11 protein-coding genes are annotated in these 16,529 nt (G+C 70.0%); 6 read left to right on the forward strand and 5 right to left on the reverse strand.

The annotated features are described in order from the left end of the window. The first annotated feature begins 13 nt into the window (after positions 1-13). The gene (locus PGH47_RS12085; RefSeq protein WP_271663419.1) at positions 14-1,588 is read left to right on the forward strand and encodes a DUF1996 domain-containing protein; all 1,575 of its coding nucleotides are present in this window, start codon (positions 14-16) and stop codon (positions 1,586-1,588) included. Positions 1,589-1,655: 67 nt separating this feature from the next. On the opposite strand, the gene PGH47_RS12090 is transcribed toward PGH47_RS12085, so the two are convergent. Next, positions 1,656-2,087: a hypothetical protein gene (locus PGH47_RS12090; RefSeq protein WP_093745748.1), complete on the reverse strand. Its 432-nt coding sequence runs from the start codon at positions 2,085-2,087 to the stop codon at positions 1,656-1,658. Positions 2,088-2,157: 70 nt separating this feature from the next. On the opposite strand from PGH47_RS12090, the gene PGH47_RS12095 reads away from it, so the two are divergent. The 5 genes from PGH47_RS12095 (at position 2,158) to PGH47_RS12115 (ending at position 7,533) form a co-directional block, all read left to right on the forward strand. Further along, on the forward strand, positions 2,158-2,706 hold the full coding sequence (locus PGH47_RS12095) for a tetratricopeptide repeat protein (RefSeq protein ID WP_271663420.1): 549 nt from the start codon (positions 2,158-2,160) through the stop codon (positions 2,704-2,706). A 129-nt stretch (positions 2,707-2,835) separates the two neighbouring features. Next, entirely contained in the window at positions 2,836-4,761 is a 1,926-nt protein-coding gene (locus PGH47_RS12100) for a hypothetical protein (protein WP_271663421.1), read from the forward strand. Positions 4,762-4,868: 107 nt separating this feature from the next. Continuing rightward, entirely contained in the window at positions 4,869-5,765 is an 897-nt protein-coding gene (locus PGH47_RS12105; protein ID WP_093745751.1) for a metal-dependent hydrolase, read from the forward strand. Next, a complete protein-coding gene (locus PGH47_RS12110) occupies positions 5,765-6,787 on the forward strand; it encodes a PDR/VanB family oxidoreductase (protein ID WP_271663422.1) in 1,023 nt (340 codons plus the stop codon). Before PGH47_RS12105 ends, PGH47_RS12110 begins: the two co-directional genes overlap by 1 nt. Positions 6,788-6,843: 56 nt before the next feature. Beyond that, the gene (locus PGH47_RS12115; protein WP_271663423.1) at positions 6,844-7,533 is read left to right on the forward strand and encodes a TetR/AcrR family transcriptional regulator; all 690 of its coding nucleotides are present in this window, start codon (positions 6,844-6,846) and stop codon (positions 7,531-7,533) included. Between the two features lie 18 nt (positions 7,534-7,551). Here the strand turns inward: PGH47_RS12115 and PGH47_RS12120 are convergent, their stop codons facing one another. The 4 genes from PGH47_RS12120 to PGH47_RS12135 form a co-directional block, all read right to left on the reverse strand. Next, positions 7,552-7,902, reverse strand: a complete 351-nt coding sequence (locus PGH47_RS12120; protein ID WP_271663424.1) for a 5-carboxymethyl-2-hydroxymuconate Delta-isomerase — start codon at positions 7,900-7,902, stop codon at positions 7,552-7,554. 28 nt (positions 7,903-7,930) lie between these two features. After that, positions 7,931-9,595 carry a fused response regulator/phosphatase gene (locus tag PGH47_RS12125; RefSeq protein WP_271663425.1) on the reverse strand — a complete coding sequence of 555 codons (1,665 nt, stop codon included), beginning with the start codon at positions 9,593-9,595 and terminating at the stop codon, positions 7,931-7,933. Positions 9,596-9,670: 75 nt separating this feature from the next. Continuing rightward, positions 9,671-15,085 (reverse strand): pullulanase-type alpha-1,6-glucosidase, encoded by a 5,415-nt coding sequence (pulA, locus tag PGH47_RS12130; RefSeq protein ID WP_271663426.1) that lies wholly within the window; start codon positions 15,083-15,085, stop codon positions 9,671-9,673. 115 nt (positions 15,086-15,200) lie between these two features. Further along, on the reverse strand, positions 15,201-16,523 hold the full coding sequence (locus tag PGH47_RS12135) for an alpha-amylase (protein WP_271668035.1): 1,323 nt from the start codon (positions 16,521-16,523) through the stop codon (positions 15,201-15,203). Positions 16,524-16,529 lie beyond the last annotated feature (6 nt).

Raw genomic sequence — 16,529 nt, forward strand, 5'->3', positions numbered from 1 at the left:
TCAGAGGAGTTCCATGGGACGCAACATTCGAAAACGCCGTACGCCGCTGGCCACCAAGGCCATAGCCGCATCGGCGGCCCTAGCGCTCGGTGGGGGCGGGCTTGTCTGGGCCAACTTCTATGCTTCGGCACACGAGGACAACTCCGGGTGGAACCGGACGAAGTCCACGAACGCCCGCGTCGCGACGATCAACTGCCCTGATGTCGGCCAGAAGCTGACGAAGGTGCCGCGGAGCGCACGCAGGGGCGTCGCCAAGGAGCTGGCGCTGCTGGACCGGCAGGTCACGGATGCCTACAAGCGTCTCGCCGAGACGCGGCAGGCCCAGGCGGGGGACGCCAACTACGTCAACAACGCCATCCTGAGCCCGCTGAAGTCCAAGCGCGTGGCCACGCTCGACCGGATCGGCATCAACATCAACCGGGCCGGCGGCAAGCGACCGCAGAACCTCGATCAGCTCGCCCAGTGCCAGGGCGTCCCGGCCGAACAGCCCCAGACCAATGACGGTCAGCAGGGCGGGGACCAGAACCAGGACGGTCAGGACCAGAACAACGACGGTCAGGACCAGAACCAGGACGGCCAGAACAACGGCGGTCAGGACCAGGGCGGCCAGGACGGCGGCGGACAGGACCAGGGCGGCAACGGCGGTCAGGCCGGCAACGGTCCGTCGGCGGACGACTTCGTCGACATCACGCAGGTCCAGGGCAACGCGCAGCTGGGCGTCGGCGCGAACGGCCTCCCCGCGAACGGGGACAGCGGTTCGACCGGCAGCTTCACCACGAGCTGCGGCACCAACGAGAACGAGAACCGCAACTCGGACAACGTGATCGTCGCCCCCGGTGTCAGCAACGGTGCGCAGCACCAGCACGACTACGTCGGCAACCAGGCCAACAACGCTTTCGCGAGCGACCAGGACCTGGCGAACGGCGACACCACCTGCCAGAACCAGGGTGACCGGTCGTCGTACTTCTGGCCCGTGCTGCGTGTGCAGGACGGTCAGGACGACATCGACGCGAACGCCCCCGGTGGCGGTCAGGACGGCAACGTCGGCACGATCGTCCAGGCCAGCGAGGCTCAGCTGAAGTTCGTCGGCAACAAGAACAGCGATGTCGTCGCGATGCCGCAGGCCCTGCGCATCATCACCGGTGACGCCAAGTCCTTCGTGAACGGCAACAACAACGCCAACGCGAACTGGAGCTGCACCGGCTTCGAGGACAAGGTCCAGCTGCACGACAAGCTCCCGATCTGCCCCGAGGGCAGCTCCGTGGTGCGGACGTCGAACTTCCAGAGCTGCTGGGACGGTCAGAACATCGACAGCGCCAACCACCGTACGCACGTGGCGTTCGTCCAGGGCGACGGCACCTGCGCCAACGGTTTCCAGGCGATCCCCCAGCTCCAGGTGCGTCTGGTCTACGACGTCCAGGCCCCGCAGATCCAGAACGGGCAGGTGCAGAACGCCTTCGCGGTGGACTCCTTCCCGGACCAGCTGCACAAGGCCATCACCGACCACAACGACTTCATCAACTTCTTCGACGAGAACACGATGAACGAGATGGTCCAGTGCATCAACAGCGGGCAGGACTGCCAGTAGTCCTCATCCAGTAGGAAGCCGGCGGTGGGATTCCCACCGCCGGCTTTCTTCTGTGCGGAGTTCGCGTTCAGCTGTGGTGGCCGCCGCTGTTGTGGCTGCCTCCGGGATTCATGTGTGCGGAGCCTTCCTCCATGGTTCCGCCGAGCTTGCTCTGAAGCGTGGTGACCGTCTTCTCCTGGCCGACGGCGACCCATTTGCGGCCGACAAGGTAGTAGCCGCCGTAGTCCTTCGCGCCGCTCAGCCATTCGGCCTGGCCACGGTCGGTGGCGAAGGTGGCGAGGATGTACTTGTCCTTGCCGGTCTTGCAGATGGCCTGGCGGATCTCGTCGGCGTCGGTCTGCATGTTCGGGTCGCACTTGGCCATCGATGCCAGATGCTCCAGGCTGCCGGTCGCCGTCTCGGGCATGTCGGCCGCCTTGTCGCCGCCGGCGCCACAGCCGGCCAGCGCGAGCACTGCCACCGCGCCGGTCAGCGCGAGCATCGGTCGGGTCAATGTCATCTGTTCCTCCGGTCCATGCCGCACGGAGCCCCGGCAAGGGCCCTCGTCTCCCATACGGCTGTGGCGGGCGATGCGCTCAAACAGGAGGCTCTCACAGGCACAGGTGTGCGAGTGTGTGCCGGTGAACCAGGACTGGGAAGACCGCGTGGCCGCCGCATGGGCATCCTTCGACACGTACGCCGAGGCGGAGGCGGCCGACTTCCGCGCCGTCGTCGACGCCCTCGTCGCCGAACTGCCCGACGGCAGCCCGCTCGGGCTGTTCGAGCGGGCCTGCGCGTGGGACTCCACGGGCCACTCGGACAAGGCGGTGCCGCTGTACCAGGAGGCACTGGAGCTCGGGCTGACCGGCTACAAGGGGCGGCGGGCCAAGATCCAGCTGTCCAGCTCGCTGCGGAACGTCGGGCGGGCCGAGGAGGGGGTCGCGCTGCTGACGCCCGAGCTGGACGCGCCGTCGGACGAGCTGGACGACGCGGTGCGGGCGACGCTGGCGCTGTGCCTGTCGAGTCTCGGGCGGGATCGGGAGGGGCTGTCGCTGGTGCTGGGTGCGCTGGCCGCGCATTTGCCGCGATATCAGAGGTCGATGGCGAATTATGCGCGGGCCCTGGTGGATGCGCCGTAGGAATTGCCGGGATTGGTCGTGTGGCGTCTGCGGGTGCGTTGTGGCTGGTCGCGCAGTTCCCCGCGCCCCTGGGCGGCGCTGCCGAACCGTTGGCTGTGACCTACCCGCCATTCGCTCGTTCTGCTGAACGTGCAGTCACAGGATGTCGCCCCGCGCCCCGCAGCCGAATCCGTCGATCCGGTCGTCGACGTCGAGCGGGCCGAGGCCGCGCTCGTCGAGCACTACCCGCGTCTGGTCCGGCTCGCCTACCTGGTGCTGCCGCCGAGCCTCGGCCGCAACCGGCGCGTCCTGACCGCGCACTCCCTCACCCAGCGCGCGCTGCCCCGCGGCCGGACGGCGGCGACACCCGTGATCCCGGCGCAGTCGACCGGCCGCGACAGCGACCCCGGGTACGCCTTCCTGCGGCTGCGCGTGCTGCGTACGGCGCTGGAGGCGGGCTGGACGCTCAAGCGCGCCGCCTGGCCCAAGCGCTCCCAACTGCCGCCCCTGCTGCCCCAGGTCTGGGGCCTGCGCCTCTTCCCCAGGTCGGGCGGCGCCGACGAACTCGCCCTGGACCAAAGGCTGTCGGCGCTGTCCGGCCCGGCGCGGGCGGCCTACGTCCTGCGCGGCCTGGAGAAGCTCCCGGACGGTGACGTGCGCGAGGTGCTGACGGCGGCCGGGGTCGAGGACGCGGATGACGCGCTGGAGGAGGCCGACGCCGTACCGGCGCAGTACGCGCTGCTCGACTCCCCCGAGTTCGACCCCTGCTCGCTCCAGGCCCGGCCCACCGACCTGATGCGGCGCAGGCAGCATCTGCGGGCCGCGCTCGCCGCCGGGGCCGCCCTGCTCGTGTGCGGGGCGCTGCTCGGGCTGCCCGGCGAGGGCTGGGGCCCCGACGGTCCCGCCGCGCCCTCGTACGCGCAGAACCCGGCGGCCGAGGCCGCCCTCGACCCGGCCCAGCTGACCAAGGTCCCGGCGCTGGCCTGGCAGTCAGCCACCCGCGCCGACTTCTCCGTGTGGCCGGCGCGCGGCGACCTCACCGGCGACTCGGCCCTGCTGCGCCGCGCCCTCGCCGTGTGGGCCCGCCCCGGCGAGACGGTCACCGTCTCGGCCACCCCCGGCACCCCGGGGGGCGGCCCGCCCGGCGCGCCGCAGCTGCTGTACGCGGGGACGGTCGACACCGCGCGCGTGGTGATCCTCTACGACGGTCTGCGCATCGCCCGATACGCCGAGCCGACGGACGGCACGGCCGGCGCCGCCCTGGACTTCTCCCGGGTCGACGGCGCGGGCCGGGCGGAGGCGAGCGCGGTGGTGCTGAGCCGCGCCGACGGCAATGTCCGCTACCTGCTGGCGCCCTGGGTGAAGGAGGCGGCGGAGCGGGACCTGCTGAAGCCGGGTGCCGGGGCGATGGATCTCGGGGTGCGGGACGGCATCACCTCGCCGCTGTCCAGCCCGATCGGCCAGCAGAGCGGGGCGTGCTCGTCGTGGAACGTCCTTCAGGTGACCGACAGCACGGGCACACGGCTGCTGACGGACCTCGCCGAACTGGTGCCGGCCCGGCTCACCACGGGCCGTCCCGGGGCCGCCGAGGACGTGACCGGGGCACGGGCGCTGCACGCCTGGGCGCCGTACTCCTGCTGGCTGGGCGCGATGCGCTCGGCGGGGGTGCGCTCGGTGAACGCCTGGTCGTTCGCCGTGCAGCCGCTGCCCGACGGCACCGGTGCGGCGGACTGGGTGTGCACCCGCGCCGAGACCTGGCGGGGCGGCGGCGAGCGGGTGCTGGCGCAGTTCCGCACGCCGGGCTCGAAGCTGGGGGCGGTGGCTGCGAAGGCGCAGAACGTTCCGGCGTGCGGACCGCGTGACCCGCATGTGCTGGCCGGGGTGCTGTGGAAGGCGAAGGCGGGCGGCTGGTACCTGCTGGCGGCCGGCACCGCCGACACGGCGTCGATCACCGCGACGGGTGGCGTCCAGGGCACCGCCCGGAACAACCTGCTGGCCACGGAGGCGGAGCAGGGCGCCCAGGCCAAGCTGAAGGGCACGCTGGACAGCGGCCGCGTGATCAACGGGCTCCAGTGAGACCGGGGCGTCCCGGCGCGACACGGGAACCGGCCCTGCTGACAGAAATGTAAATAAGGGCGTGCAGGAGGGTTCACCAGAGCCCTACCCGTCAGTACATTGACGCCATGTCTAACACGCCGGACCGCGTGCCCCTCAAGGCCCGCAAGGTGTCCTTCTCCTGGGACGACACCCCGTTGCACTGGGTGCCTGGGGACCCGTTCAGCACGCACACCATCAACGTGCTGCATCTGCTGCTGCCGGCCGGTGAGCGCTGGTTCGTGCACGTCTACAAGCAGGTGCTGCCGTACATACGCGACGAGCAGCTGCGCGAGGACGTGCTCGGGTTCATCGGGCAGGAGGCGATGCACTCGCAGGCCCACGACGAGGTGCTGCCGCATCTGCGGGAGCAGGGGCTCGATCCGACGCCGTACACCGCGCAGGTCGACTGGCTCTTCGAGAAACTGCTGGGCGACCGCACGCTGCCGCCGGGCCGGGCCCGCCGCTGGTGGCTGATGGAGCGGGTGGCACTGATCGCGGCCATCGAGCACTACACCGCCTTCCTCGGCGACTGGGTGCTCAACGCCGAGGAGCTGGACCGCCGGGGCGCCGACCCGACCATGCTGGACCTGCTGCGCTGGCACGGCGCCGAGGAGGTCGAGCACCGCTCGGTCGCCTTCGATCTGTTCATGCACGTCGACGGCGGCTACCGGCGGCGGGTGCGGACCTGGGCGACCGCGTTCACGGCCCTGGTCTTCCTCTGGCAGCGCGGGGCGCGGTTCTTCATGGAGAACGACCCGACGCTGATCGACGGCCGCGCCACCTTCAAGGACTTCTACGTCCGGGGCCGGCACGGCACGCTGCCCGCCACCGGGGAGATGCTCAAGTCCATTCCGCGGTATCTGAGCCGCGCGTACCACCCCTCGCACGAGGGCTCCACGGAGCAGGCCGTCGCATATCTGGCCTCCTCCCCCGCCGCTCTGGCCGCCGAGACGGCCGAGCAGTCCGCGAAGGGTGCCGCCTGATGCCGAAGCTCCGCACCGTGGCCGTCGTCGCCGGCACCGCCCTGCTCGTCCGGCGGGCGATGCGGCGCCGCATCCGGACCTCGCCGCTGTGGCCGATGCCCGCCCTTCAGGAGCCGATCTCGGGGCGGCCCCGGTCGCGGGCGCTGCGCGTGCTGGTGGCCGCGCGCGAGGAGGTCGCCGAAGGGGTCGTACAACTACGGCTTGAGGGGCACGATCTGCCGGGCTGGGAGCCCGGCGCGCATCTCGACCTCGTGCTGCCGTCGGGCCTCGTGCGGCAGTACTCGCTGTGCGGTGACCCGGAGGACGACTCGTCGTACACCGTGGCGACCCGGCTGGTGCCGGACGGGCGGGGCGGCTCGCGGGAGGTGCACGAGCAGATCCGGGCGGGCATGGAGCTGGAGGTGCGGGGGCCGCGGAACCGGTTCCCGCTCGTCGAGGCCGAGTCGTACGTCTTTGTCGCGGGCGGCATCGGGATCACGCCCGTCCTGCCGATGCTGCGGGCGCTGCCGGACGGCGTCGAGTGGCGGCTGCTGTACTGCGGGCGGGACCGGGCGTCGATGCCGTTCCTGGAGGACGTCGAGAAGCTGGGCCGGGGCCGGGTGACAGTCGTGGAGGGGGCGGCGGACCTCGACGGGTTCCTCGCCGACGTGCCCGAGGGTGCCGCTGTCTACTGCTGCGGGCCGGAAGGGCTGATGGCCGCGGTGGAGGAGCGGTTCCCGCGGGTCCGGCTGGAGCGGTTCGCGCCGCGCGCCTCGGGCGGGGACGCCTTCGAGGTCGAACTGCGGCGCAGCGGGCGGACGTTGAGCGTCGCCGCCGACTCGACCGTACTGGCCGCGGTGCGCGAGGAGTTCCCGAACACCCTGTACTCCTGCGAGCAGGGTTTCTGCGGGACCTGCCAACAGCGGGTGCTGGAGGGCGAGGTGGACCACCGGGACGAGCTGCTGACCGACGCGGAGCGCGCGGACTCCATGCTGATCTGTGTCTCGCGGGCGCGGGGTGATCGACTCGTACTGGACATGTGAACGTCCATGGTCGGTCCGGTCCGTTCGGGGCCGGAATCGATCGGTAAGGTGTTCGCATGACTACCGGGGTACGGCGAAGGATGGGCGTCGAGGAGCGACGGCAGCAGTTGATCGGCGTCGCCCTCGACCTGTTCAGCCGACGCTCGCCCGACGCTGTCTCCATCGACGAGATAGCGTCGGCCGCCGGCATCTCGCGCCCGCTGGTCTATCACTACTTCCCCGGCAAACTCAGCTTGTACGAAGCTGCGTTGAAGCGTGCCTCGGAGGATCTCGCGGGCCGCTTCGTCGAGCCGCACGAGGGGCCGTTGGGGGCGCGGCTGCTGCGGGTGATGCGGCGCTTCTTCGACTTCGTCGACGAGCACGGCCCCGGTTTCTCGGCGCTGATGCGCGGCGGTCCGGCGGTCGGGTCCTCGGCGACCAACGCGCTCATCGACTCCGTGCGACAGGCCGCGTATGTCCAAATCCTTTCGCATCTGGGCGTGCAGGATCCGCCCGCGCGACTGGAACTGGTCGTCCGTTCCTGGATCTCGCTCGCCGAGTCCACGGCGCTGATCTGGCTGGACGGCCGGCGCATCCCGCGCGGCGAGCTGGAGGTCCAGCTCGTGCACGACTTCGCCGCGCTGGCCGCCGTCAGCGCCGCTCAGGACGAGGAGATGGGCACCCTGCTGCGCGGCATGCTCAAGGAGGAGCCGGCCGACGGCCCGTTCGCGGACCTGGTCACCCGGCTGATCGCGCTGGCGTCCTAGGGCGGAGAGCTCCCGGCGCTAGAACTTGCGGTAGGACGGGTCGAGGTCGCGGATCTCGGCGGAGGCGTGCAGCACGATCCCATCGTCCTCGATGTGCCCCCGGAGCAGTTCCAGGACCGTCTCGGTGAGCTTCGCCTTGGTCTCGTCGCTGCGGCCGGCGAGCAGGCCGAGGGTGACGTGGACGACCGCGTGGCGCTGCTCCTCGGGGTCCTCGTAGCCGAAGGCCGTGAAGTCGGCGGGCCGGAACTGCGTCTTGCACGCCTCCGGCTTGGCCGCCGCGATCTCGACGGTCGCGGTGTGCAGGTCCCGGGCGAAGGCTGCCCGGTCGAAGGAGATCGTCTTCGAGTGGTCGACGGTGATCTGCGGCATGAGCACTCCTGTTCTACGTCGGCAGCGCTCACCCTAACCGCAGGGCCAGCATCGCGATGTCGTCCTCCCTGTCGTGCCCGAAGCAGCCCAGCAGGGTGTCGCACAGCGCGTCGAGGCCGGGCGGGGCCCCGGCGGCGGCCGTGCGCAGTTGCTCCATGGACGTGGTGAGGTCGACGCCGCGGGTCTCGATGAGACCGTCGGTGACCATGAGCAGGCGGTCCTCCCGGTGCAGGACGACTTCGACCGGCTCGGGGCGATCGAGCGCGAGCCCGAGCAGCGGTCCGCACACCCGGACGTACTCGGCCCGGCCGCCGTCTCGAAGGATCACCGGCGGAATGTGCCCCGCGTTGGCGATCCGGACCCTGCCCGTGCCGGGGTCGAGCAGGGTCAGACAGACCGTGGCGGTCACCTCCGGGTGGTAGTGCAGCAGCATCCGGTCGAGCCGTTCGGCGAGGGCACGCGGGTCGCTCTCCTCGACGCAGTAGGCGCGCAGCGCGTGGCGGATCTCGACCATGACGGTGGCCGCGTCCAGCGAGTGCCCCACGACGTCCCCGACCGCGGTGAGCACGCCGTCGCGGGTGGGCAGGGCGGCGTAGAAGTCGCCGCCGATCTCGGTCTGCCGGGAGGCGGGCACGTACCGGACGACGAGGTCGACGCCCGGCAGGTGGGGCAGCCGGTGCGGCTGGGGCAGGAAGCTGTGCTGGAGGGTGAGGGCGATGTCCCGTTCGGCCTGATACATGAGGAGAGGTTCGGCGGCGAGGGCGGTGGCTTGTGCGAGGCGCTCCGCGACAGAGAGTGCCGCGTGATGCCGTCGGTCGTCCGCGGCTGCGTCCCGGCTGAGCGCGCAGTTCCCCGCGCCCCTTGGGGGCGCTGCAATTGCCGGAGTTGCCACACAGACCCGGGCCCGGCCCTCCTTCGTCGATGCCAGTACCAGGTGGGCGTCGTCCTGGGCGCCGGGACGGAAGAGGCCCGTCGGCCACAGGGGTGCCGGGACGACCGTGCTGTGCACGCCGTCCCGGCGGTCCCCGATCCGTGTGATCAGCCGGGCCGCCGCCTGGTGCGGGCCCGCGTCGGACAGGGCCAGCCGACTGCGGGACGTGCCGTGGTGGGCTTCGCCGTCCGGGCCGATGACGAAGACGACCGCCGGTGTTCCGGTCAGGCGGGCCGCGCCCGCGGCGGCCGCGTCGGCCAGTTCGCCCAGGCAGCGTGCCGTCTGCACCGTGATGATGACCTGGGACAGCAGCGTCAGCCGGTGGGCCAGCGCCTCGGCGTCGGTGCGCCGGCGCGCCCTGCGGACCGCCGCGTGGACGACGGCCTGGATCTCCCTGGGCTCGGCCGGCACGGGCAGGAAGGCGTCGGCGCCCGCGTCCAGTCCCCGGCACCGGTCCTTCGCGTCCACGGCCGTCGCGGAGAAGTGGACGACGGGCAGCGCGGCCGTGGACGGCGTGGACTTGACCCGGCGGCACAGCTCGAAGCCGCTCATGTCCGGCAGCCCGACGTCGACGAGGGCCACATCGGGCAGGGCGCCCGCTCTCAGCCGTACGTCGAGTTCGCTCAGCGCCTCGCCCGCGCTGGCGACCGGCACGACATGGTGGCCCGCGCGGCGCAGCACCGCGCCCATGGCGTAGCGGTTGGTCGGGGCGTCGTCGACGACCATCACGGTCGTGCCCGACTGCTTGACGTCATCGTTCATCCGCGGCAGCCCTCGGATACGCGTGAGTGGGGCGGACCCGGTGGCCGGGCCCGCCCCACTCAAACTAGTGCCGTATCAGAGGGTTCGGGTGAAGACGGCGACAGTACGCCCCGGAACGGCGAACGTGCCCGTTTCCCCGTCGTAGGAGGCGGACTTGACGATAGGGTCCGCGCCCGCGCGTTGCACCGGGTGCAGCCGATAACCGTCGCCGGTGAGTGACGCCACGCGCTGCTCCTGGCGCTCCGGCGTCGCGTTGAAGACGACGACGAGGTCACCGAGCCGCATGGTGATCACGCCGGGCGTCTCCTCCTTGCCGGACAGCGGGAAGGAGAGCTTCGACTGCACCTGCTCGGCGGTGTCGAGGGAGAAGGTGCTCTCATTCGAACGGATGCGCAGCAGGTCGCGGTAGGCCGCCGAAGCGCCGTCGATCTGCTCGCAGCCGACCTTCACCGTGCCGAGCAGCGGCTTGGCGTACGGCCACTTGGAGGCGTTGTCGGCCGCCGGCGGCAGCCCCCGTCCGAAGCCGTTGCCGTCGGCGCAGTTCCAGTGGATGGCGTTGAACCAGTCGCCGCTGTCGTAGGAGTTGCGGTCCAGCGACTTGGAGCGCAGCAGGTCGGTGCCGGCCTGGGAGAGCGCCGGGCCCTGCGACAGGGTCGCGGTGGCCATGGCGAGGACCTGCATCCGGGCGCGGTCGGCCGCGCTCGTCGTGGCGGGCAGCTTGAACGTCAGCGCGTCGAACAGGGACTCGTTGTCGTGTGCGTCCGCGTAGGCGAGGGCGTCGCCGGGGGCGGCCGCGTAGCCGGCGGGTGCGCCGTTGTAGTCGACCTCGGAGCCCTTGACCTCCTTGCCGTCGGTGTCGGTGAAGCGGTAGTCGGCGAGGTTGCCGGACAGCCCGACCTTGATCAGGTCCTGGTAGTGCAGCAGGCGCGCCTTCTGCTCCGCCTCGGTGCCGTTGTTCTTCGACGAGTTGGGCTCGGTGTACAGCCCGGACGCGAAGCCCTGGACGCCGGGGTCCTCGTCGAAGGGGCCGCCGCCGCGCACCGCGTCACGGGCGCGGTCGGAGAAGGTGGCGATGCCGGTGCCGGCCATGTTCTTCTGGGTGGCCTGGACGAACCGGGCGTCGTCGGCGACCTCGCCGAAGTTCCAGCCCTCGCCATACAGGATGATCTTCTTGCCGTCGACGCCGTCCTTGGCGAGGGTCAGCGCGTCCAGGGCCCCCCGGACCGCCAGGATGTTGGCCTTCGGGTGGTGGCCCATCAGGTCGAAGCGGAAGCCGTCGACCTTGTACTTCTTGGCCCAGGTGACGATCGAGTCGACGACCAGCTTGCCCATCATCGCGTTCTCGGTCGCGGTGTTGGAGCAGCAGGTGCTGTTCGCGACCGAACCGTCGGGCAGGAGCCGCTGGTAATAGCCGGGGACGATTCGGTCAAGGACGCTGGTGTCCGCCTGGCCGCTGGCCGCGGTGTGGTTGTAGACGACGTCCATGACGACGCGCAGGCCGTCCTCGTTCAGCGCCTTCACCATCTTGCGGAACTCGACGGTACGCGCGGTGCCGTCCGGGTCGGAGGCGTAGGAGCCTTCGGGGACGGTGTAGTGGTACGGGTCGTAGCCCCAGTTGTAGGCGTCCTTCGCGGCGGTCTTCGCCACGCACTCCTGCTGCTTGTCGGAGTCGGCCGGGAAGGAGGCTAGGTCGCAGTCGGGGCTCGCCTGGTCGGACTTCCTCTCGGGGATGGTGGCGATGTCGAAGGCCGGCAGCAGATGGACGTACGACGTGCCCGCCTCGGCCAGCTTCTTCAGGTGCTTGGAGCCGTCGCTGAGTTTGTCGGTGAAGGCGAGGTAGGTGCCCTTGTCCTTCGCGGGCACCGTCCTGTCCGCCACCGAGAAGTCGCGGACGTGCAGTTCCTGGATCTGCGCGTCCTTCAGCGGCACGGCCCTGGGCTTGGTGTAGGTGGACCAGCCGCTGGGCGCCAGGGTCCGGTCGTCGAGGTCGACGAGGAGGCTGCGCTCGGAGTTCGCGGTGAGGGCGACCGAGTACGGGTCGGTGACCTTGTTGGTGACGACCTTGCGGACGCTGGGCGCCCAGACCTTCACGACGTACCGGTACGGCTTGTTCTTCCAGGAGCTGGAGCCGGTGACGGACCAGACGCCCGTGCTGTCGTTGCGCTTCATGGCGACCGTGGAGTCGCCGATCTCCAGCTTCACGGACTGTGCCGTGGGCGCCCAGACGGCGAGCGTCGGACGGCCCTTGTCGAAGGTCGGGCCGAGGTCCGCCTTCGTCGCCGCGGGGTACAGGTCGTCGAGCACGCCGGCGATCTGCACGCCGGTCGCGGCGAGCACGGCGCCGTTGGCAGCGCGCTGGGAGGCCACGACCTGACCGTTCAGGGCCTCGCGGACCCGGTCGCGGTCGCGTGGGTCGACGGAGAAGGCGGTGTAGTCCTTCAGGTGCGGGAACTTCGCCTTCTGGGCGTCGGTGAGGGAGCCCTTCGACAGCCGCAGCCACTTGGCGTCGCCGGTCAGCGCGCCGTCCTTCACCTCGATGTCGCCGTCCCGGCTGTACAGCAGCTGGGTGGAGGCGGCGGCCTCGGAGCCGTTCCAGGCGAGGGTGTCCCGGTCGATCCAGACCGCCTTGGAGGTGGTCAGGTCGAGCGCGGCGGCGGACCCGGCCGGCTGCGGCAGCAGGTACTTCTCCTGGCCGCTCAACAGCCACACCTCGTGTCCGTTCGCCGTGAGGTCGAGCGACTGGTCGGAGGGCAGGTCCTTCTCGTCGCCCTTGTGGAGGATGTAGCTGAGGCTGGTGGCACCGCCGGTGAGCGGTACCTCGAAGACCGCACCATAGCTGTCAGTCTTCACCGGCTTCAGGGGGTTCGACCACTCGGTGGGGTTCGCGGCACCCGTCCAGGTGTGCAGTCCCCAGCCGTCGTAGTTCCCGTCGGCACGGTGGTAGTGCAGGACGGCCTTGGACTTGTCCGGTGCCGGGTAGTCGGCGGCCGGCTTCTCGGTGAGTACGGCCTCCTTGCCCTGCTCGACCCAGATCTCACCGGTCTTGGTGACGTCGATCGTGCGGTCGGTGGAGACGTCCTTGTTGCCGTTCTTGTCGATGACGAGGTAGCCGACGGACGAGGCTCCCGGCTTCAGCTTGACGTAGGCGAAGGCGCCGTAGGCGTCACGGCCGGTGAAGGGGTGGCTGTCCGGCCAGTTCGTGGACTCGCCCTCGGCGATGTCGCCCCAGGCGTACACGCCCCAGTTCGCGTAGTCGCCGTCGGCGCGCTTGTAGTGGACGACCGCGTAGTCGCGGGAGGAGGCGGTGGGCGTCTCGGGCGCGGGCGGGGTGCCCGTGGTGGAGGCCGCCGTGGCGCTCTTCGTGCGGCCCGCCGAGTCGATCACGACCGCCTTGTAGCGCAGGGCGGTGCCGGCCGGCACGTCCTCGCCGATGACCTGGGTGACCTTGTACGGGGCGTGGTCGGCGGAGCCCAGGGTCTTCCACTTGCCGTTTCCGACCTGGGCGGCGAACACGACTCGGTTGAGCTGTCCGCCGTCGACATCGGCACCGATCTCGACGGTGCCGGTGGCGCCGGCGGCCGGGGCCTTGAGGCTGATCGTCGGCGCGGTGGCGGGCTTGGCGAGCTTGCCTGCCGCCTTGTAGACGACCGCCGAACCGGCCGGGACGGTGACGGTGACCTTCTTGTCGGCGTCGCTCTTCAGGGTGGCGCCACTGCCGTGGATCCCCTTGAAGGTCATGCCGGCCGAACCGGTCGCGAAGGTCGCCGTCTTGGCCTCGTCCGCGTTGTTGAAGGCGACGACGTACTCGGTGCCCGTGCGGGCGTCGGTGCGGGAGAAGGCGTAGATGCCGGCGCCGTCGGCCGCGTAGCGCTCGCTCTGGACGCCGTCGGCGAGGGCCGGGTTGGCCCTGCGGAGCTCCGAGAGGGCACTGATCTGCCGGTAGAGCGGGGCCTTGGTGTCGTAGGCGTCGCTCGCGTGGGTGCGGTCGGTGCCGAGCTGGTCGTCGTCGAGGTAGTCGGCGGTCTTCGAGGCGAACAGGGTCTGGCGGGCGTCCTTGTCGCCGCCGGCGCCGGTGAAGCCCTGTTCGTCGCCGTAGTAGACGACCGGGTTGCCGCGGCTGAGGAACATCAGCTCGTTGGCGAGCTTCGCCTTCTTCACCAGCTCGGCGTCGGTGGCCTTCGGGTTGTCCTGGTTCAGGAAGTACCCGATGCGGCCCATGTCGTGGTTGCCGAGGAAGGTGACCTGCTCGTAGGCGTTGGCCTTGTCGGTCGTGTACTTGTAGTCGTCGCCGAAGACACCCGCGAGCTTGCCCGCGCCGGCGCCCTGGGAGGCGTACTGCCGTGCCGCTTCCTGGAAGGGGAAGTCGAGGGTGGCGTCGAGGCGGCCCTCGGTGACGTACGGCGAGGTGATGGAGGTGTCGGCGGAGTAGACCTCACCGAACATGAAGAAGTCGTCGCGGCCCTGCTTGGCCGCGTAGGAGTCGAGGGCCGTGGCCCACTGGGTCCAGAACTCCATGTTGACGTGCTTCACGGTGTCGATCCGGAAGCCGTCGATGTCGAAGTCGCGCACCCAGCGCTGGTAGATCTTCTCCATGCCGCCGACGACCTCGGGGCGCTCGGTCCACAGGTCGTCGAGCCCGGAGAAGTCGCCCTGGTCGGAGCTCTCGCCGGCGAAGGTCGAGTCGCCCCGGTTGTGGTACATCGTCGGGTCGTTGAGCCACGACGGGACCTTGGCGTTCTTCTTCGCGGCGGGCACGGTCGGCGTGCGCGGGAAGGAGTCCTCGTCGACGGCCGGGAAGGCGGACTTTCCGTCCGCGTAGTCGGCGTCGTCGAAGGGCCTGCCGTCCTTCGTCAGGTACGGGAAGGCGCCCTTGGCGAGGTAGTCGTAGGACTTCTCCTCGTAGTCGACGACGTCCGCCGTGTGGTTGGTGATGACGTCGAAGAAGACCTTCATGCCCTTGGCGTGCGCCTTGGAGATGAGGATTTCCAGGTCCTTGTTGGTGCCGAAGTGCGGGTCGACCTGGGTGAAGTCGGTGATCCAGTACCCGTGGTAGGCGGCGGAGGCGTCGCTCCCCGTGCCCTGCACGGGCTGGTTCTTGAAGATCGGCGCCATCCAGATGGCGGTGGTGCCGAGGCCCTTGATGTAGTCGAGGCGCTTGGTCAGGCCCTTGAGGTCGCCGCCCTGGTAGAAGCCCTTGTCGGTGGGGTCGTACCCGGTGGACAGGCGGGAACCGGTCAGGCCGCCCTTGTCGTTGCCGGTGTCACCGTTGGCGAAACGGTCCGGCAGAACGAAGTAGAACTGGTCGCGGGTGGCGTCGTGCCGGGCCGGCTCTGCGGCGAGCCGGGCGTCTGAGGGAGGCGGGGGCGGTGTGTCGGCCCGCGCCGCGAGTGGCTGGACGAGCGCTGCGGCCAGCGCGGTCACGGTGACCGCAGCGACCCGTCCGGCATGGGCGGTTCGGCGCCTCGACGGCGTCGGCCATCTCGGTATCACAGATGGGCTCCTTGCGATTACGGCTCTTTGGGTCCGACCCCGCGCGACCGTATCGCCGCCGCAACCCTTACAGCAAGAGGCTTGAAACCATCGGCAAAAACTTTCAGCTGGCCGCTCAGCAGCTCGACTTGCCGGCGTAGATCGCCAGAGCCGTGTTGGCACCGAGAGTGGCGGTGAACTGGCCACTGGAGTTCACGGTCACGCTCGTGTTGTTCTGCACGTTGCAGTACGTCCCGGCGGGCAGGGACGTCTGGTAGGTGCGGCTCAGGCTGCCCGACTCGTGGTTGATGGCGACGTAGCCCTTGCTGCCCCGTCCGAAGGCGATGGCGTCGGCTCCGTTGTCCCACCAGTTGGTGACGGCCTGGCCGCGCGTGGCGTTGCGGAAGGCGACCATCGACTTGATCTCCGGCCAGTTGTGCTGGCACTTCCAGCCGTTCTGCCAGCAGGCGGTCACCGAGCCGCCGTTGGGCGGCCCGGCGTCCGTGTCGGAGAACTCGTAGCCGGAGTTGATGTCCGGGGCGCCGTACGGGTACGCCAGCATGAAGACGTTGGCCAGCGTGTAGTTGGCGTTGTCCTTGTAGCTGAGCGTGGAGCCGTTGCGCTCGGTGTCGTGGTTGTCGACGAAGACGCCGGAGACGGAGCTGTTCATGTAGCCCCAGCCCTCGCCGTAGTTCTTCAGGTAGGCGAGGTTCTCGTTGTTGAAGACCCGCTTGAGGTCGTAGGCGTAGCGGAACTCCTGGACGTCGCCGTTGCCCGTGTACTCGGTGGGCTGCACGGCCTCCCCGCTGCCGTAGATGGCCTCCTGCTTCCAGTACACCGACGGGTTGCTGAGCCGGGACTTGATGTTGGCGAGGTCGGCGGCGTCCATGTGCTTGGCCGCGTCGATGCGGAAGCCGTCGACGCCGAGCGAGAGCAGATCGTTCATGTAGCCGGCGATGGCTCCGCGGACGTAGGACTCACCGGTGTCGAGGTCGGCGAGGCCGACCAGCTCGCAGTGCTGGACGTTCCAGCGGTCCTGGTAGTTGCTGATCTGGCTGGTGCAGTCGTCGAAGTCGTACGACGAGTACAGGCCGGGGTAGTTGTACTTCGTGTACGACGAGCCGCCGGTGCCGGTGCCACTGCCCGCCGACATGTGGTTGACGACCGTGTCGACGACGACCTTGACGCCGGCCGAGTGGCAGGTGTTCACCATGTTCTGGAAGGCGGTGCGGTCGCCGAGGCGGCCGGCGATCCGGTAGCTCACCGGCTGGTACGAGGTCCACCACTGGGAGCCCTGGATGTGCTCTGCGGGCGGGGAGACCTGGACGTAGCCGTAGCCGGCGGGGCCGAGGGTGTTGGTGCACTCCTTGGCGACCGAGGCGAAGTTCCACTCGAACATCACCGCGGTGACGTCCTTGGTGCCGGGCGGAGCCGCGGCGGCGGGAGTGGCGGGGGCCATCAGGGC

Origin of the sequence: Streptomyces sp. HUAS 31 (assembly GCF_028198125.1) — a bacterium.
GTDB lineage: Bacteria > Actinomycetota > Actinomycetes > Streptomycetales > Streptomycetaceae > Streptomyces > Streptomyces chartreusis.